Below are 20193 nucleotides of genomic sequence, written 5' to 3' on the forward strand. Positions count from 1 at the left end.
CCAGTCGAGGCCGACTCGGTTGGTCAAGGTGCAATTGGCGTCGGCAGGGAGGTACTGGGGGGAGGTCGCGGTCCTGCCGCGTGACCTGCCTGCCGACTAAGGCACCGCGGTCCTCGGGGCGATTCCGCTGCAGGTTGAAGCAATCATGGACGACAAGGCCAGCGCGAGACTCGCCTAGGCGAGCGCGTGCTCACATCTGAGCCGATTCGGGCGCGAACTGCGCCGCCGAGGCTGCTCATACGCCCGAATCCGCATTAACCCCGACAGACGCCGCGCCGAGGCCGGGCACGAGGTCGCGATAGAGGCCCGAGAGGCCGGCGGTCTCCGACGTGTACCCGATACACCGATGTCGTTGGCGACCCGCGGCGTCAACAAGGACGACCCTCGAAGGACGTCGACCGCGGTACGAAATACCGCCGTTCGGATCGGAAGTGCTCTCAACTCCCACAAAGCACTTATGCCCTATGGAGCTCGCGCCGAGACCCCTACGCCAGCAGATCCTCTGCGCGGCAAGATTCACCGAGTCTTCCGCGGTTCGAGTGGACGCCTCGGGACCACCCAAGCCCTCGGATGAGGGGACTCGCACCAGGCCGCCCCCCCCCCCCTAACAGTCGTCCCGTCACCCACCGGCGAAACACGTCAGCGAGCAACTTCCCCGCGCCACCCAAACAATTCACCTCCGTCAGCGAAGCGCGCTGATCACAGCGTGGAAGCGCGCACTAGGAACACCCAGCAGCTACAGCCCCGGATCGACGGGATCATCGTGATCGGCCATCTCAGACTCGTCGCTTCGAGGCGCGTCCCGCGAGGCGCACTGGACGACAGTCAAGGCGACCTCTAGGGTCTAAGTATGGACCTCGACCAGGCAATCGCATCATTCATTGACTCCTCTCGCGATATCCTGGCGGTCTCCGGCGCCAAAGCCGAGGCTTCTTTATACTCCGCTTTCGAAACACTACTGAAGAGCGCAGCGTACCTGACAGGTCCAGATTTCGCGTTCATACCTCAGGTAAGTGCTGACCTGGTGGGCATCCCGGATTGGAAAGCGGTACGAGGCAGTGAACTTGTTGGCTGGGTCGAACTCAAAGCCGCTTCGAAGAACCTTCGTCATCTAAAGGGCCACGATGCGGAGCAGCGCTCTCGCTTTATCGACGGTCTGCCAAACCTGCTCCTTACTAATGGCTGGCAGTGGGAGCATTATCGAGATGGCCGGCTGGTTGCACACGCGCAGATCGGTGCTCAGGAAACGCTAACGGACCCTGGGGCGCTCGTCGTATTCCCAAGCGACGAAGACACTGCCAAGTTGAGAGACCTGCTCGCCGACTTCTTCTCCGCTCCGTTGTCGGAATATGCGACGATCCAGTCTGCGGTATCCGCACTTGCTGTACGCGCTCGCTCTTTGAGGAGCGCGCTGATCGAAATCGGCCCCGAGGCCGCGGGGGCGAACCTCAACGAACTCCGTTCCGACTTTGAGAGTTTGATTTTCCGCAACGGTCAGCGATTCACCTGGGATCGCTTCGTCGATAGTTACGTACAAATTGCAACGTTTGGTTCGCTCCTTTGGCGACTCGAGTCGCAATCGACGATCGCTATTGACCATCAAGTTTCTTTAAAGCACGATACACATCCCCTTCTGTCTCAGTGTCTGCAAATCTTGTGGTCTAACGGATCTCGGCCCGCTACGCTCTTGCCCCTCCTGCAAGGCCTCGTTCAAACCATTAACCTAATTCCTCTATCGCTCTTTGCGTACGAGCCCGGGGCAGCTGACCGCAACGTAACCGACCCAATCGTGCATGCTTATGAGCCCTTTTTTGCGGTTTACGACTCAAAAGCGCGAGAAGCATCTGGGGTCTACTACACTCCCACTCAAGTGGTTGATCAGATAGTGGATGGCACCGACGTGCTGCTTCGACAGAGCCTATCCATCGAGAACGGAATTCTCGATACCAAATCGAAGTTCCTTGACCCGGCAACGGGAACGGGAACATTTCTCTTAGGACTCGTTCAGGCTGCCGCCCGGAAAGCCGCAGAGCGGGGCCTTCCGGTCGATGCAGTGCTCAACGACCTTGTGTCCCTCCGACTAGCCGCGTTCGAGCTTCTCCCGGGCCCCTACACGATTGCGCATCAGCGCCTCGAGGTTCTTCTTCGAATACTAGGCAGTAAGCCAGACCAGCGCCTTCCAATCTATCTCACGGATACTCTCGCAGGCCCCGAGGTTGATCTGTTAGTTGAGTCCGGATTTGGTATCGCCGGCAGCGAAATGATGAAAGAACGCAAATCTGCAGACGCCGTCAAGACTAACGATGACCTCATGGTCGTCTTCGGTAACCCGCCGTACGAGCGTTTGCCTGCTACATCGACTCTCGAACCTTTCGCAAAGGGCCTTCTTGAGTCTTTGACGGAAGCGACGCCGCTCGAACGGCGTCGGGATCTGAAGAGCACTCGCGACTTGTACGTGGCGTTCTGGCTTTGGTCGCTTTGGGCAATGCAGTCGCCGGAACAGCGTACTGCAACTGCCTCTTACCCTCGATTCGCCGGGGGCGATCGGCACGGAATCGTCGCATTTATCACGAATCGCACGTGGCTTCAAGGCGGATCTCTCGGTGGTCTCCGGAAAATCGCTCAGCAGAACCTTAAGGAGGCTTGGATCCTCGACCTGGGTGGTGATACCCGCGGCAGCGATGGGGCCAACGACTTCGCGGGAGGCGATGCAAATATTTTCGACATTCAGACCGGTGTAGCGATCGTTTGGCTTGTGTATGACCGCGGGTATGCGGGGGCTGCTCAGTTCCATCACAGGCGACTGTTTGGTTCTCGCCGGCAAAAACTGGAGATCCTTGGAGCCACTTTCGACCCATCCGCATTCGACGAGGTATTTGTCACCGCAAAGAATGGATTCTCACCGGTTCGGTGGGATTCCGAAGTTCTCGAAAAAGCGCCTTCACTACCTGATTTATTCAATTCTGAACCCCTCACCGGGTTTCAGACCGCACGCGACAAATCACCATTCTCCCCGCTGGGAACGACCAGAGAAAGCGTGCTTGGGGAAATCCCGCCCACGGGTAAACAAGTTCACCCATACCTCACGGGTAAGTTAGGAAACTGGAGCAGGTTGAGCGATTCAGGTCGCCGTGACGCCTGGTCTACGGCGCAGAGGACGCGAACTTCTCAGCGTCCGCCCACCGTTGCCGGCCTGGACACCGGGCACCTTCGAGAGGTTTTGTATAGGCCACTCGATCGACGCTTTCTCTACGACGATCGCGCTTGGATCGACTGGTATCGCGACGATCTGCACGAAGTTTTTTCGACGCCAACCGGCATTGCCCTCATCACTAACCCACGTGGACAAGGCGCCGGGCCCGCTGTCATTCACAGCTCACTCCTCCCGGACCAGCACAGCTTCAATAATCGGGGTGGCAAAGCAATCTGGCCAGCCTGGCGACGAGGGGAGAACGGTCTCGTACACAACTTCTCGCCGGTGATTGAAAGATGGCTGTCGAGCCTCGGGCAGTCGGGTGACTTCGACGGGGCTTACAATTACGTCCTCGCTCTCCTGTCCGCACCGTCGTACACCGAGCGCAATTGGCGGGCGCTCGAAGCTGACGACCTTCGCATTCCGCTGACGGGCAGCGTAACGCTCTTCAGGTCCGCGCGAGACCTCGGTCGGAAGATTAGATCTGCTTGGGAGCAGCAAGGCGTCTCATCCACGACGCATTGGCTCGGTTCATCTACTCCGGATGCTTTCGGTCCAGCCACCTGGGCGGACGGCAGAATCGTGTTCCAAAATGGCCGAAAGTTAAGCGGAGTTCCCGAGGCAGCCTGGAAATGGCGGATTAGCGGCTACCGAGTTCTCCCGCGCTTTTTCAAGGCTCGAGAAGACTGGACCATGTCGCTCTCGCACGCAGAGGAAATACAAAAGGTTGTCGGTTCCGCCATCACTCTAATAGAGTTATGCGCGTCCGCCAATGAGGTGTTGAGTGAAATCGCTCCGGGAATTTAGCCATCCGACTAGCAGGGCCTCGAAAGGCATCACTCATTTGGGCAGGGGCTAGCCGACCCCGGTCACCGAGACTGGTGTAACCCGTCGGAGTATGCTCTAGGTTTCGCGCCCGATGGAGTCCCCTTAGGCGCGTTGCCACCCACTCGAGATACATTAAGTGCACGAAAACACGTGTCGCCGTTCCGTCAGCGGAGCGCGGGCCGCGCTGGTTACGACTGTTCAGTTCGACGCGTCTCCGCCGTCACGTCGAGCGCTTACATCTGCCAGCAAGTCTGTGCGCGCACGCCAACTTAGCGTTTTGATTCTCCCGGGCCGACGCTCGGTAGCTGCCCTACGACGGCGGGGGTCGGGCGCCTGAGGTCTAGCCCGTACAGCCGGACCAAAGGGCCGTCGACCAGGTCGATGAGTCGCGCTTCAGCACTACCTGCGGCGTAGACCAGGTGTCCCTCCCCCAACCCGAACATCCGGCAGTACGCCGCCATCTGGTATAGATCAGCGTTCGGGTACTGCCCGTGCTTCTCGACCTTGTACTTCACGTCGATGCACGCCCGCACATCCCCGTCGACGAGCCACACGAGGTCCGGCGCGATCTTCACCGTCCCGTCGATATCCAGCGTCGACGCGTACTGCGCCACCAGCTCTCCCCCGTACGGCTTGAAGGCTTCTCGCAGCGCCGCGTTCACGAAGTCCTCGGACACCGACCACATGTCGACAAGGAACCCCGACGCGACGACTGACCCGGCGCGCTGCTCGACCGAAGACCCCGACAGCACGAGCGCCCCCAACGCCAGCGCCGACGCGTACCGCGCGTTCCGTCGATCAAGACGGACGGCCGGCACCGGCGCCCCGACGGGGATCACCGACACCCCGCCGAGCACCCGCACGAGCCGCCGGAGCGCCCCGAGTACGTCCGCCGGAACGCCGGGCAGCCGCAGCAACCGCGTCGCAGCGGTCAGCAGTACCTGGTTCTCGGCATAGTCGTCGAACGACACCTCGACCGGCAGCGGCTGCCCGCCCCGCCGTGTCAGCTGGTCTCCGATCCGCCACCGACCACGCACGAGCGGCACCGCGTCCTCGCGCGTGACGTACCCGCGAAGCGGCCCTCCGGCGAGCGCCCGCAAGGCCTGCCGCACGAACGCGTGCGCCAACGCCGGCACGAGGTCATCGTCTTCCTCGAACCCGAAGTCATCTTCGGTCCAGATCCCACTCCCGGCGGGCGTACACCAGCATCGCGAACAGCCGCCGCACCGGCGTCTTTGGCTTCAACCACACCGTGTGCCCGACGATCCGCACAACGCCGACCTTCCGGACACCACTCACGCGGTACTCATCAGCACCGAGCGTGGGTGCAACGGTCGCGATGTTCGCTGACGCGAGCCCGACGGCGACCGTGCGCGGCAATCGGTGCACCACCGGCTGGTCCGCTTCCCGCAGCTCAATCGTCGACGGAAGCACCTTCGGCCCCGTCCGTCGACGTGGGCGCCACCTGGCGACGCAGCGTTGCCAGGCCGTACCGCGCCTCCAGGTCGACACCTTCGCCGTAGTGGTGCTCCGCCAAGAGCGGCAGGATCTCGTACCGCCACACGTCCTGCAGACCGGTCCCGGCGAGATCGCGCACAGGAACGACGGCCGACCTTCGCATCGTGGTCTTGGCTCTGCGTGTTGAGTCGCGTCAGCAAGTCGGCACAGCTGTGCGGATCAGCTTCGAACCGAGCGCAATCCTTCCTCTGGAGCGGCGATCTCGAGCACGCTGAACGCGGGGATCTCCTCGACAGGCAGGTTCATGAAGCTGGCGATCAGCTCCCCGAAGTCAACCGCGGATCGTCGCGCTGCTCCTGTCTTCGCCCATGCGGGGAAGCGGAGGGTCACGTCCGCATCCTTGGTGATGATCTCGACGACGGGTGGCCGCTCCGGAGAGTCCGGACGTCGGACGTACCGGATGTTCGCGAGGCTTAACTCGGAGTCGATCGCACCGACCCGGCGCAACGAGTCCTGCTTGGTCAGGAGCAGACGTCGGTCGGTTACGGCAACCCAACCGTCGCTCAGACGGGGAAGGGTGATCCGGTCGAACGAGACGTCCGCCAGCGCGAGGACCTGCTCGCCGGGCTGGAGGCGGAACGGGAGGATCCGAACGAGTTCCTCCGGTATGCCGTCCTCGAAGACCATCAAGGACGGAAGCTTCAGGGGTTCTCGGTCAGGGGCCGTCTCGATGCCGCGGATGTGCCCGAGGGCGTTCTGGAGCTCACGCACCATGAGGTTCGACTCCTTCGCCGCTCGTGCGGTGCCCCCGATCTTGAACGTCCGCTTGCCCGGCAGTTCGGCGATGATTGCGAACTCTCGAGCGAGTTGGTCCAGCAGTTCGTCTGTCTGGGCAAGCGACTGCTCGTGCAGATCGCGGGCGTCGGTCACCAAGCCGTCGAGCAGCTTGGCGTCTGCCTCGTTCGTCTTCGCACTCCGTAACAGGTGTCCGGCACGGAGCGATTGGTAGACGAACCAGGATGTCTGCGAGAGCAGAAGCGCCTGGACGTCGGCAATGATCGCCTGTCCGTTGTCGGCGAGGTACTGCTGCCGGTCCTTGTGTCCGGCCTTCCTCCCCAGCTCGTCGGCGTATCGCTGAACTGCATGCTTGTTCGCATCCCACTGCGACGTCAGCTCACCCTGGTAGCCGCGCACCTCAGCGAACACCGCGTCGGTCACTTCCCCGATCCGTCGGGCGTGCCGCAGTTCGCGGATGAGGGTCTCGTAGTGTCCGGTCACGGCGGACCACTGGCCCTGGCGCACGACCTGCAGCACCTTCGAGGTCAGTTCCAGATTGTGCTGGGCAACAGCAGCGATCTGGTTCAGCTGGAACTGGATGACCATCAACGTGATCGCCGGCCCCATCGAGGCAAGGACCGAGGCAGTCGTCGCTGCAGTGGCGGGGAGCCAGCGGACCGACGCGGTGAATGAACCGCCGCCGCTCGCGAGGGTCCCAAGATTCCAGCCGTCCTTGACTATCGGTGTCGCCGTCTTGAGCGCCTCGAGAGTCTGCGGTGCAAGTCGCACGAGTCCCTGGGCCTGCATCGCTGCATTGATGCCCTGCGCGCCGACGCTTCCAAGGCCGACGGCGTTCCCGACGGCCGTCGAGACTGCGCGCAGCGTTGGCTCGTCGATGAACGAGAACGGAACGACCTCGAGCCCATCCGGGACATCGGTGCCGAAGAAGATGGCGAGACCGTCCTCGAACTCGACCAGCGCCGACGAGGGTGCCTCGCCGTTCTGTGGCTCATCCTCGTGCACTTCGTCGTGGAGCTCATCGCTCATCGGTGTCTCCTTCAGCGTTCTGCGTGTTGGGGTTGAGCTGGTCGACAAACCACCGCAGCGCATCAACGACCTGCTCGCGGGCAGTGGTCGTGTTGAGCACGTCGATCGGGAACGATGGCCGCTTGTCGATCCTGCTGGCGGCGAGGTCGATCCCAGGCACGGCGTTGAGTCGGCTACGGAACTCTTGCCGCAGGGCGAGGTCATCGAACGGCGGGCGAACTCGCAGGTGCTGGAACACCACCTCGACGCTCCCCGAGATCGGGTAGATCGCGAAGGGCCAGTGCGACGGCCCCTCCTCGGACCGTCGAGGTGCCGTCATGAATGCGCTGCTCTCCCGGTTCGACCCGAACTCGACGGTTCCGCCGAGTTCCTTCCACGCGGTGAAGAGCTCGGAGACGGCATGGAAGGTCGCCGGCGGGTTCGCGCTCGACAACTGCCCCATGAACGTGCCGTCTGACACCGCATCCGTGCCGTTGACTCCGTCAGTGACCAGACCCACCCGCTCGGCGAGCGCCGCGGTCGAGAGCCGGGCCGCCTCGTCAGCAGCGCCGTTGGTCCAGAATCGCAACCCTTCTTCTTCCAGCACCGCCCGAGGATCACGCTCATCGGACGGATCAGGCCAACGGAACCCAGGCGAGATTGTGCCGCCGCCTTGCAGCACCCGGTGTGCCCCGATGACCTCGTGGCTCGCTAGATGGACGCCGAGCGGGACCGGGTGCGTGCCGACGAGAGCAGCGACGTCACCGTACGACGACCAGTGGCCGGCGGGGATGGCCATGATCGCCTGGTGTACGAGCGACCAGTCGCGGCCAGTGTCGGATGACTGCAGCCGTTCATTCGGCCCAGCCCATTGCTCGACGATCCGTTCAGCGAACCATTCACCTCGAGCGAGGATTTCTGCTCGGCCCCATGTCGAAGCTTCGAGCACGAGTCGGTTCAGTCCACTGAAGCTGCTCTTCCGGTAGTCGTCCTGCTTCGAGGAAAACGGCCGATTGCTGAGCTCGGAGTTGTAGCCGGTCAGCGTCAGGTTGCCGAGCGAGTGCACGAGCTGCTCGTGCACCAGGTCGACGGTCTCGTCGTCTGCGAGGTCGACATCGAGCGCAGCACGCCACTCCGGGGTCAGCGTCTGCGGCAAGATGTGCTCGATTGTCGACTTCTCGACGTCAACGGGTTCCTTCGCGTTGAGTTCCTCCTGCACCCACTTCAGGATCAGCTTCTGCTGGGTCCGCAGACCACGCAGGTAGAACGGCTGGGTGCGGACCGCGTCGCGGATCTGGTCGTCGGTCGAGAAGTACTTTCGCCCGGTCGAGAAGTAGTCGACGAGAACATGGTCGACCGGTCGATCATCCAGGACGCCGCACGCCTGCAGGATGGTGCGGTTGAGGCCCTGGCCTGAGCGCCCGCCGATCGTGCGGCGCACGATGTAGGACTCGACAGCGGCGAGCGCTCCGGCGACCTGTTCCGTGCTGTTCGTACCGGCGGCGCGTCGTGCAAGAAGCCGAAGCGTAAGCGGCACGGTCGTGGTCGATGCCCACTCGGCCAAGTGCTGCAGGTGCTTTCGTACGGCAGCATCGGGTTCGCGGGACGGATTGCGGATGACCTCGAGCTGCTCGGACAAACGGCTGAAGCGTTCGATCTCCGCGAGGATCTGCTTGTCGTCCATCTTCGCCAGACGCGCCTGCTGGTAGCTGTAGATGTCGCCCTGCTTGAGCAGCGGTTCGTCTGCGACGGCGTCGAGCCAGAAGATCAGTTCGAGGTCGTTGACGCTGAGCCGACGCTGCATCGGGAGCCACCACGACGAGTAGACCGATTCCCCGCGGGACCCGAGGCGCATGAACAGGTAGTTGCGGACCAGGTCACCCTGCGTCAGTCGGAGACCAGTGTTGTTGAGTGACTCGAAGATCCGGTAGACGTTGTCTTCGTCTCGAGCGGTGATGGACACGAAACTCAGACCGCCGAGAACGGCCTCGCGGATCCGTTCGATGTCGTGGGGATCGTCTGGGTCGTCGGCGAGTTCGAGTTCGCGGCGAAAGAACGAGTAGGCGTCGCCCACCCCGGACGTCGAGTCGGCGCCGACTGCACCATCGACCACAGCACGGAAGGGATCGCGATCCGCCTGGGTGGGCAAGAGCTTCAGGCGGGCGTCGCCGGGCTTGAAGCGGTCGGCGATGTACTGCTCGTGGATGCTCTCGGCCAGCATCGGCTCACTGGTCTGGTGCACACGGAGGTAGTCGCGGAGCGCGCAGAGCAGGATCGACAACGTTGTCAGTCGCTGCTGGCCATCGACGACGAGGAACTCCATGCCGGTCGGCACGATTGCTCCGGTCGAGAGTACGAGTGAGCCCATGAAATGCGTCGCGCTCGGGTTCGTCCGACGGGTCTCGGCGAGTTCGAGGATGTCGCTCCACAGGCGCTTCCGCTGACGCACCTCCCACGCGTAGGGCCGCTGGTAGAGCGGCACCATGTACTGCTTGGGTCCGCCGAGCAGTTCCTGCAGGGTGGTTTCACGTACGTCCATGTATCGTCCTCCGTCATCGAGATCCTAGAGACAGAACCGAGTCCTTCTCGACACTGGCGGCCACTGTCCATGATTCGTCTCGGCGCTTCTGCGGAACCCCGCAATAGTCCGCCCACTGATGTGTAACGTATCGATTAGATAGCTGCTACACGAGAGCACCCCAAAACAGGTGCTTTCGAGGCGGCGTCGCGTCCACGAGGATGAATCAGCACCGCGCGCTCCGGGGACGGCGAACGGTCAAGACGAACGGATCCTCCGAGGGGCAACACCATGACGATGGCTGGAGAATCCGCAGGGGTCGAGGCGCACCGCCAGCGTAGCCACGCACGCGAGCTCCGCCGCCAGGCGGACGACGCCGAGCAACGCGCTGCCCGTTTTGAGATCGCGCACCGCACCGAAAGCGAGACCGCGCGAATCCTCGCCCCACTCGCCGGCATCGGATACCACCTCCTCGGCGACCGCCGCTGGCCCGGCAGCCGCACAGCGCAAGTGGACATGGTCGTCGTCGGCCGCGCCGGCGTCTTCATCGTCGACACGAAGGCCTGGCGCGAGGTCGCGGTCCACGGCGACCGGATCACCCGCGGCCAAGAGGACGTCACCGACGACATCGCCCGCCTCGCCGACCTCGCGTACAGCACCGAGGCAGCACTGGCGGACACGGGCCTGGCGCCCGGCGAGGTGCACGCGGTCGCAGCACTCGCCGGCCAGAAGCGGATGCACGCCCGCGTCGCCTCGGTCGACGTGATCGGCGCGCACGACCTCGTCGGGCACATCACGAAGCGCGGTGCCCGACTCTCGGCTTCCCGCGTCGACGAGGTCCTCGCCGCGATGCTGCACCACTTCCCCGTGATCGGCGACGGCGGAGCAACACGGCCACAGGTTGTCGTCCCGGCACCGGTACTCCCCCGCGAGCCCGCGCCGACGCCCTCGCCGACGATCGCTGCGCTGGACGACGAGCTGACCGACCAGCTCCTCAACGGCGTGCTCGAAGCGCCGATCGAGGACTGGATGGCGTTCCTCGACCCCGCGCAGGCCAAGCTCGTGCGCCGAAGCTTCAACGGCCCGGCACGAATCCGTGGCGCTGCCGGCACCGGCAAGACCGTCGTCGGCCTGCACCGTGCCGCGTACCTCGCACGCGCGACCGGCGGTCGCGTGCTGTTCACGACGTACATCAGCACCCTGCCGAAGGTCCTCGAGTCGCTCCTCGAACGCCTCGCGCCCGACATGGTCGGCCGCGTCGACTTCATGGGCGTCCACGCGTTCGCCACGCGCCTGCTGAAGGAACGCGGGATCGCGTTCCGCGCTCCTGGACGGGAGGCCCAGCTCGCGTTCGACGACGCGTGGAACGCGATCCGCGCCTCCAGTCCATTGCGGTCGTCGCGATTCTCGCGCTCGTACTGGGAAGACGAAATCAGCCACGTCATCAAGGGCCGCGGCCTGACGCGGTTCGACGAGTACGCGGACCTGGCTCGCATCGGGCGCAAGCACGCGCTCCCGCTGGAGACGCGGCAGGCCGTCTGGGACCTGTACGAGGCGTACGCGCGCGGGCTGCGCGAGCGACGAGCGCACGACTGGCAGGACATCGTCCTGCTCGCACGCGACGCGGTGCGCGCGGTGCCGCTCGAGCGGTACGACGCGGTCATCGTGGACGAGGCGCAGGATCTGTCCTGCGCGATGGTCGCGCTGGTGCACCAGCTCGTGGGTGACCGGACCGACGGCCTGACGCTCATCGGCGACGGCCAGCAGACCATCTACCCCGGCGGGTACACGCTCGGCGAGGTCGGCATCAACCTGTCGGGTCGAGGCGTGGTGCTTGACGTCAACCACCGGAACACCGCCGAGATCCTCGAGTTCGCGAAGGAGATGGTGGCGGACGACCAGTTCGTGGACATCGAGGGCGTCGACGGGGTCGGTGACGCGGTGTCCGACGTCTCGCGCTCCGGTGCCGCTCCGACGATGACGCGGTTCGCGAGTCGTGCCGAGCACGACCGGGCGATGCTCGACCGGCTGACCAAGGTCCTTCGACTCGTCGGGACCGGTCACGGTGACATCGGCATCCTCACGGCGACGAACCGACAGGCGAACGACGTCATGGAGTCGCTCGGGCGAGCTGGCGTCCCGACCGTCTCTCTGCAGCAGTACGCGGGGCGGACCTCGGACGCGGTCCGCGTGGGGACCGTGAAGCGGGCGAAGGGCCTCGAGTTCAAGCAGGTGCTGCTCGCGCACGTCGATCCTCGGCTGCTCGATGCTGCCCCGGCCGACCCGTCGGAGACCGAACGAGAGCGTCGGGAGCGGGGCCGCCGGGAGCTCTACGTGGGCATGACACGGGCACGAGACGGCTTATGGGTGGGTGTCCGCACCGGGACGGGGAGCAACCGATGACCAACAGGGGTTTCGCAGTGGTCGACCTCGAAACGACGGGGCTGTCTCCTAAGACAGGCCACCGAGTGATCGAGATCGCCGTCGTCCTCGTCGACGAACACGGGCGGATCGAGCGCGAGTTCGAGACAGTCGTCAACCCGAACCGAGACCTCGGGCCCACGCACATCCACCGTCTCCGCGGAGCGGACGTCATCGGTGCGCCAACGTTCGAGGACATCGTCGGCGACCTGACCGACCTTCTTCAGGGACGGACGCTCGTCGCCCACAACGTGCGTTTCGAGGTCTCCTTCCTGCAGGCGGAATTCGCTCGCGCCGGCGCGCCGTTCCCGTGCACGACGGACAACTCGGTGTGCACGATGCGACTCGCGAGCACCTTCCTGCCCGGCGCCGCGCGGAACCTCGCCGACTGCTGCTCCGCGTTCGACATCGACCTGGTCGACGCGCACGAAGCACTCGCAGATGCCCGCGCGACCGCTCGGCTTCTCGGCGCCTACATGCATGACCCCGCGGAGGACCGGCGGCGCTGGGACGAACGTCTCGAGACCGGCGTGACACTCATGTGGGGACGCCCCCGAGCGAGTGGACCGGAATGGCTGCCCCGACGCCGCGCCTCGGCCGCCCCAGCCACGAGCGCGATGGACCGCGCGGTCGAACTCCTACCGGCGAGCACCGACCGCACCGAGCGGGAGTACCTCGCACTCGTCGACCGTGCCGTCGCGGACGGGTTCCTCAGCATCGACGAATCAGTCGCGCTTGACGACCTCGCCGTGCACCTCGCGATGCCGGCGGACCAGCGCGCCCGACTCCACCAGGAGTACGTGCACACGCTCGCCCGCGCCGCCCTGCGCGACGGCGTGCTCGATCCCTCCGAACGGGCGCAAGTCGACCTCGTGGCCGAACTGCTGCGCGTCCCGTCCGACGTCGTACGGGAGGCGCTCGCACGGTCAGCCGGTAGCCCGATACCGTTCGGTACACCGGCTGCCGAGCCGCGGACACAGCTCGACGCAACGACGATCGTCGTGCTGACGGGCGAGATGCGTCGCCCCCGAGCGGACATCGAAGACGAGCTGCGCGCGCTCGGTGTCACCGTGGGCGCCGCGGTGACGAAGAAGACGACCCTCCTCGTCGCGGCAGACCCAGACAGCCTGAGCGGCAAGGCGAAGAAGGCGCGGCAGTACGGCGTCCCGATGATCGACGAGGCGACGCTCGATTCAGCGCTCATTTCAGCCCGCGCCAGTGATGACGGCGGCTCGTGGCAAGGTGAGTCGGTGTCGGCGGGGGTTCCCGTACAACCGTCGGCTGCTCCGGAAGCGCCGTTCACCGAACCGCGCTCACGATCTGCACGAGAGGACGCTGCGATGACGAACGGCCCCGAGTACGTCGGAGCAGCGCTACGAGTCGCGGTCGCCGGCCTGGAGCCGTTCGTCAGTGACGTCCTGCAGCCTCGCATCTCGTCCGGAGCGCGGTGGCCCCAACTCATCCAGCTGCTCGACCAGCAGAAGCACGGCCGGTCGAACACCCAGTACGACGAACACGACCTGCAGGTGGTCCTCCGTGCCCTGACAGAGAAGTTGCCGCAGCTCGGATTCCCCTTCGACCTCGACCACAACGGGCGACGACTCGCCGGCGAGCTGCGCGATGTTCGGAACCGATGGGCACACAACGCCGTGTTCGACGAAGCAGACACCTACCGGGCGCTCGACACAACCGTCCGTCTCCTCGAGGCCGTGGGTTCCGATGAGCAAGCTGCGGAGGCGACGGAGCTCCGGCGGACGTTCCAGTCGTCGATGGCCGAGCGGACCGCGACACGCGCGACCACTGCGTCCGCGGAGGCGACGCACGCAGCTTCGGCAACCGACTCGGCCTCGACCGCCTCGGCATCGGGCGCGGCAGGGACGGCGGCGAGGTCCACGGAGCTCGCGATCGAGTGTGCACCGCTCATCAGCTACGCGATGGCACACAACCGGATCGCGGTGGTGAACGCCGTCCGCATCCGACACGACGGCGCGAACGTCCGAGACGCGCGGCTCACCATCGAGGTCTCCTCAGCCGGGCTCTCGCTCGGCGAGCCGAGGGAGCACTTCTTCGACCTCGCACCGCAGTCCGAGATCGAGAAGCACGACCTCGGGTTCCGGCTCGATCCGGCCGTCACCGCGACGGTCGAGGCCGCTCGTCCTGCCGTCGTCACGGCCACGCTTCGCGACGGCGACGAGCTTCTCGCCACGGCCGCTGCTGAGGTCCACCTCGTTGCCGCCCACCAGTGGGTCGACGGCGGCACCCAGCTGTCGGAGGAGATGCTCGCGGCACACGTGCAGCCGAACCATCCGGCGCTGACCTCGCTGCTCGACGAGGCGTCGACGATCTTGGCGGCTGAGACGGGGCGAGCGAGCCTGAGCGGCTACCAGGAGGGGCCGGAGCGCGTCGATAAGACGGTCGCTGCGATCGTGCGGGCGATGCGGAACCGCGAGGTCCGCTACAGCATGCCACCCGCGAGCTGGGCCGGCGCGGGCCAGCAGGTGAGGACCCCGGCAGAAGTGCTCGAAGGCCGGTTCGGCACCTGCCTCGACACGACGGTGGTGCTGGCTGCTGCGCTGGAGTGGGCGGGGATCCGCCCGCTGCTGATCGTCATGCGCCGGCACGCCTTTCTCGCCTACACGCGCTTCGACACACCGATGCCGTCACTCGTCTCCCCCGGGGTCACGCTAAAGAACCTGGTCGACATCGGGGCCGTGACCCCGATCGAAACCACGATGCTCACCACGGACGGCTCGGCGGCTTCGCTCGCCGACGTGATCGCCGCCGGGGCACGTCACCTGTCGGAGGAGCTCCACGACGTCCAGGGGGTCGTCGACGTCTTCCTCGCACGCCGGAGCGAGATCCTCCCGTTGCCGGCGAGGACCGTCACCGAAGACGGAGAGGTGCGAGTCGTCGAGTACCAGGTAGAGCACGCGCGTCTCGCTGAGTACGTACCCGCGGACTCCGGTGCAGCGATCGAGTCCGCAGAGGACTCCACGCCCCCTCGCGTGAAGCAGTGGAAGAACAACCTGCTCGACCTAAGCCTGCGGAACCGCCTGATCAACTTCACGGACCGAGCCCGCTTCGAGCTGTACCTGGCGTCGAATGGACTCGCCGAGTTCGAGGACTACCTGAACTCCGGCAAACCCTTCACGATCCGCGCCTCGAACGACCTCCCCGAGGTGCTCCTGCAACGCGGCGTGCGCTCAGCGGCGTCCCTCCCCGACGATGACAAGACCGAGCTGTTCCGAGGCAACAAGACGGTCTACGGGGACGTCTCCGTCGACCGCTACTCGCGCCACTTCCAGACGCTCGCGCACAAGGCGAAGACCGTCGTCGAGGAGACCGGATCCAACAACCTGTACATCGCACTCGGGTCGATGGTCTGGACGGTCAAGAGCAAGCAGGTCCGTTCCCCGCTCATCCTCGTGCCCGTCACGCTGAAGGCCCGGACGCGCGGCGGCGCGTACGAGGTCGTCCTCGACGAATCCGGCATGTCCACGCCGAACTACTGCCTCCTCGAGAAGATCTGGGCCGAGCATCGCATCCGCATTCCTGCGCTCGCCGACCCGAAATCCGACGCGTCGGGCATCGATGTGGAGCAGGTCCTGGCGGGCGCGCGAGCGGCGATCCTCCGAGCCGGCATCGACGCCGTCGTCGAACCCACGGTCGACCTCGCCATCCTGCAGTTCGCGAAGTTCCGCCTCTGGAAGGACCTCGACGAGAACTGGGCGGCACTGTCGACCAATCCGCTCGTGCAGCACCTGATCGAGTCACCGACCGAGCGCTTCGTCGGCGACCAGGTCGACCTCGATCACGCCTCGGCCGGGACAGACGAGCTCGACGAGCTGTTGTCCGAGCTCCCCGTGCCGGCTGACTCCTCGCAACTCGAGGCAGTCGCTGCTGCGATGTCCGGCCGCACGTTCGTGCTCGAGGGCCCGCCCGGTACGGGAAAGTCGCAGACCATCACGAACCTGCTCGCGAAGTCGATCGCCGGCGGCCGGCGCGTGCTGTTCGTTGCAGAGAAGCGCGCCGCCCTCCAGGTCGTTCAACGACGACTCGACGCGGTCGGACTCGCGCCCTTCACCCTCGACCTGCACGACAAGGGAGCAAAGCCCGCTGAGGTGCGCGCGCGTCTCCGAGAGGCGCTCGCACAACGGCCGCGGGTCGACCACGAAGCAGTGGTCCGCACCGGCGACGCAGTCTCGCAGAACCGCCGTGGCCTCAGCCGGTACGCCCGGAGGCTGCACGAGACGAACGAATCTGGGCGCTCGTTCTACATGGCACGCAACTCGGAGCTCGCGACCGCCGACATCACACGGACACTCGAGGTCCCGGTCGACGTCGCAGCACGCATCACCGAGTCGGACATCAACTCGATCCGTCGAGCACTCAGAGAAGCGCCGGACGTCGCACTGCGGGCGCGCCCGGTCGCCGACCACCCATGGGCCTTCGCCTCGGCCGGTACCGATCCCGAAGTCCTGCGTGCCCGCGCCGTCGCGTTCGATCGTGCGGTCGACATGGTCCCGGCGCGCGACGACCCGACGCTCGGCTCCTACGCCGAAGCCCTGACCAACGCCACGAGGCCAGAGCACTTCCGAGCCCTCGCCTCGATCGTCGAGGCACCGCCCGTCGCCGCGGCCGTGCTCACCGAAGCCGGGACGCAACGGTGGCGTGATGCGACAGCCGCCGTTCAGGACCAGGTCCACTCGTTCTCGCAGCGCTACGCCGACGTGCTCGCCGTGATCCGCCCGGAATCGCTTCGAGCGGATCTCGCTGCGATCGCCAGGGAGGCCGCCACCGCCGCGACGTCGAGCATCTTCGGTCGTAAGAAACGCCTTCAGAGCGTTGCCGACGAACTCGCCCCGCACGGGGTTCCGGGTGTGGTCGTCGACCCGGACCGGCTCGTGGCACTGACGGCGCGCGCGGCGGAGATGCAGCAGGCTGCGCTGGACCTCGCCAGCAGCATCGCTGTGATCCCGGGCCTCGTCATCCGCGCGGGATGGAGTCCGCTCGACCAGGACGCCCATGCGTCGCTCGCGACCGAGGTCCGGTGGTTGAGCTGGTTGGCCGATGTGACCGGCGGTACGAGCGTTGATGCGAAAGACCGACGGTTCCGTCGATCGTTGTTCGCCTACACGACCCGTTCCGGTGCTCCGCAGCCCGAGCTCCGCGACCAGGTCGTCGTATTCTCGTCCGCTCTCGAAGCGCTCGCCTCGAGCGCGGCGTGGCTCCCCTGGCTCGGCGAAGAGCTGCCGACCATCCGCTGGAACGCGACCCGCGACGGCCGTTCGGGAGCATCTCGTGACGGGTGCACTCCCGAGGCCTGGGCGGACTGGCTGTCGGTCCTCGAGCCGCTCCGCGCCGCGGGACTGCTCGACGCGTACGAGGTCTTGCTGACCGGCGCCCAGGGGTCTGAGGACGCGCTCGAGGCATTCGACCGGGGGCTCGCGACCGCGATGCGACTCGAACGGGCACGCGCCACGGGGCTCGACCAGTTCGACCCTGCCGCCCACGAACATAAGATCGGACGGTACGTTGACGCCGCTCGTGACCTGCGGGAGCACCTCCCGCGTGTCATTCCCGAGAAGGTCGTCACCCGGCGGACGTTCAACGAGACCACCGCGTCCGGCGGCGCCGGGCAGTTCCTCGCCGAGGTGCGCTCGTCGAAGCTGCGCAAGCTCATGCCGGTCCGCGAGCTCATGTCGCGATACGGCCAGTACGTGACCGAACTGACCCCTTGCGTACTGGTAAGCCCCGACTCAGTCGCACGGTTCTTCGAAGCAACACCGGGCCTGTTCGACCTCGTCGTCTTCGACGAAGCCTCTCAGGTGCGGGTGGCGGACGCGATCGGCGCCATGGGGCGGGCGAAGGCGGTGGTCGTGGTCGGTGACTCGAAGCAGATGCCACCGACCTCGTTTGCGGAGACCTCGATCGACGACTCGGACGACGACGAGAACGGCGCCGCCGAACAGGTGGCGGTCGACGAGGAGTCGATCCTCGCCCAGTGTGTTCAGGCCCGCGTGGACCGTTTTCAGTTGACCTGGCACTACCGCAGCCAGGACGAGTCGCTCATCGCGTTCAGCAACCGGTACTACTACGACGACCAGCTCACGTCCTTCCCCGCACCTGCTCTCGGTGACGCATCCGCAGACGTCGACGGTCATGGGGTGTCCCTCCGACGCGTCGACGGCCAGTTCATGCGCGCAGGGCAGGAGGGTACGACCAGGCAGAACCTCAGGACGAACCCGGTCGAGGCTCGCGCGATCGTCGCGGATATTCAGCGGCGGTTCGCGGCCTCGCCCGACCTCGTCCCGTCGCTCGGTGTCGTGACCTTCAACGCGCAGCAGCGGTCCCTGGTGGAGGAACTCCTGCGTGCGCTCGAAGACTCACGCATCAACGAGGCGCTCGATTCGGCCGTAGACGGCCTGTTCGTGAAGAACCTCGAGAACGTGCAGGGTGACGAGCGCGACACGATCCTGTTCTCCACTGCCTTCAGCAAGAATTCGCGGGGCATCCTCCCGCTCAATTTCGGGCCGCTCACGAGCCCTGGCGGCGAGCGGAGGCTGAACGTGGCGGTGACCCGTGCACGACGGCAGGTGGTGTTGTTCTCGAGCTTCGACCCGCAGGACCTCCGTGCTGACGAGACGACCTCGTTGGGCATCAAGCACCTGCGCGCCTACCTCGAGCTCGCACAGCGCGGTGCCCGGGCAGCGCTCGGCGCACGGGACGACGCCATGTCGACGGATCGGCACCGCGACGAGATCGCCTCGGAGCTGGCTAGGCGCGGGCTTGCCGTCCAGACGGACGTGGGACTCTCCGACTTCAAGGTCGACATCGCTGTGGCCCACCCGTCGAACCCGACCGAGCCGCTGCTTGCGGTGTTGCTCGACACCCCCGCCTGGGCAGCACGCGCTACAGTCGCTGACCGGGACGCGCTCCCCCTGGAGGTCCTCGAGAACCTGATGCACTGGCCGAGCGTCCGACGGGTGTGGATGCCGCATTGGCTGGCGGACCGCGACGTCGTGGTCGACTCGATCGTCGACTCGCTTGAGAAGGCCCACGAGGAGCGGGTCGTTACCGCGGACGCGGGAGCCGCCGTCTCGACGGCGATCGACGACGTGCTCGAAGAGCTGCCAGAGGCGTTCGCGTTCGCGGCAGGTCCGAACGGGCCCACGGTTGACCACTCGCTTCCGGTGTCCCCGGTCGACTTCACAGCCCCCGCAGACATCGTTGAACCGACTCTCGAGCCCTCGGATGACCCAGTCGACGTCCGTTTCGACGCTCGCGCTGGGGGCGGAGGCCCCGATGAGCCCGGTACGTTGCGGGCGCACGCCGCACCTGCCCCGGAGGTCGAGCAAAACGCCCCCATTCGTGACGTGGGCGCGACCGGAGAGACCGAACGGTTCCGTTCGTGGTCGCCGGCTGATCGGTCCGGGGACGTCTCCGTCCTCGACGCGATCGATCTCCCGCAGAATGCTGCTCGTGTCCAGGCGCTGTTGGTCGAGGTAGTCCAGGCGGAAGGGCCGATCGCCGAGGAGCGTTTGGTGCGCCTGGTCGCGAACTCGTTCGGCCTGGATCGCGTGCACGCTGCTCGGGCGCAGGCGATCTCGGCGCTCGTGCCACCCATGCTGCGCTGGAGTGCGTTGGAGCGCTTCGTCTGGCCGATCGGCGTCGACCCCGAAGGCTGGTCGGGCTTCAGGGCATCCACTCCTCAGGACTCCCGGCCGGTCGAGGTCGTCGCGCTCCGGGAGATCGGCAATGCGATGGTCCACCTGGTCCGTCACGGCGGACCTCGGTCCGAGACGTCGCTCTTGCGCGAGACGCTCGCGCTCTTCGGTGGAACGAGGATGACGCAGAATGTCAGCGACCGTATGACGATGGCGTTGATGGTTGCGCTGACCTCGCAGCGGGTCGCTCGGACTGCTCAAGGAGATGTTGACCTGGGCCGGATGGCTGATCGATGAGGAGAAAC

8 protein-coding genes are annotated in these 20193 nt (G+C 65.6%); 3 read left to right on the plus strand and 5 right to left on the minus strand.

Annotation, left to right across the window (positions count from 1 at the left end; translation table 11 throughout):
- Positions 1-850: 850 nt before the first annotated feature.
- A complete protein-coding gene (locus FS532_RS04425) occupies positions 851-4000 on the plus strand; it encodes a type ISP restriction/modification enzyme (protein ID WP_144750616.1) in 3150 nt (1049 codons plus the stop codon).
- Between the two features lie 290 nt (positions 4001-4290).
- Here FS532_RS04425 and FS532_RS04430 read toward each other — a convergent pair whose 3' ends face one another.
- The 5 genes from FS532_RS04430 to FS532_RS04450 form a co-directional block, all read right to left on the minus strand.
- Positions 4291-5157, minus strand: a complete 867-nt coding sequence (locus FS532_RS04430; RefSeq protein WP_186321904.1) for an McrC family protein — start codon at positions 5155-5157, stop codon at positions 4291-4293.
- A 28-nt stretch (positions 5158-5185) separates the two neighbouring features.
- The gene (locus FS532_RS04435) at positions 5186-5455 is read right to left on the minus strand and encodes a hypothetical protein (protein ID WP_144750620.1); all 270 of its coding nucleotides are present in this window, start codon (positions 5453-5455) and stop codon (positions 5186-5188) included.
- On the minus strand, positions 5436-5618 hold the full coding sequence (locus FS532_RS04440) for a hypothetical protein (RefSeq protein ID WP_144750622.1): 183 nt from the start codon (positions 5616-5618) through the stop codon (positions 5436-5438). The genes FS532_RS04435 and FS532_RS04440 overlap by 20 nt, the downstream gene beginning before the upstream one ends.
- Positions 5619-5698: 80 nt before the next feature.
- Positions 5699-7303 carry a hypothetical protein gene (locus tag FS532_RS04445; protein WP_144750624.1) on the minus strand — a complete coding sequence of 535 codons (1605 nt, stop codon included), beginning with the start codon at positions 7301-7303 and terminating at the stop codon, positions 5699-5701.
- Entirely contained in the window at positions 7293-9821 is a 2529-nt protein-coding gene (locus FS532_RS04450) for a GmrSD restriction endonuclease domain-containing protein (protein WP_144750626.1), read from the minus strand. Before FS532_RS04450 ends, FS532_RS04445 begins: the two co-directional genes overlap by 11 nt.
- Positions 9822-10091: 270 nt before the next feature.
- Here FS532_RS04450 and FS532_RS04455 point away from each other — a divergent pair, with 270 nt between their 5' ends.
- A complete protein-coding gene (locus tag FS532_RS04455; RefSeq protein ID WP_222121931.1) occupies positions 10092-12203 on the plus strand; it encodes a nuclease-related domain-containing DEAD/DEAH box helicase in 2112 nt (703 codons plus the stop codon).
- The gene (locus tag FS532_RS04460) at positions 12200-20185 is read left to right on the plus strand and encodes a DUF3320 domain-containing protein (RefSeq protein ID WP_260852548.1); all 7986 of its coding nucleotides are present in this window, start codon (positions 12200-12202) and stop codon (positions 20183-20185) included. The genes FS532_RS04455 and FS532_RS04460 overlap by 4 nt, the downstream gene beginning before the upstream one ends.
- The last annotated feature ends 8 nt before the right edge of the window (positions 20186-20193 follow it).

The organism is Curtobacterium pusillum, from assembly GCF_007673235.1.
In the GTDB taxonomy this organism is placed as follows: Bacteria; Actinomycetota; Actinomycetes; order Actinomycetales; family Microbacteriaceae; genus Curtobacterium; species Curtobacterium pusillum_C.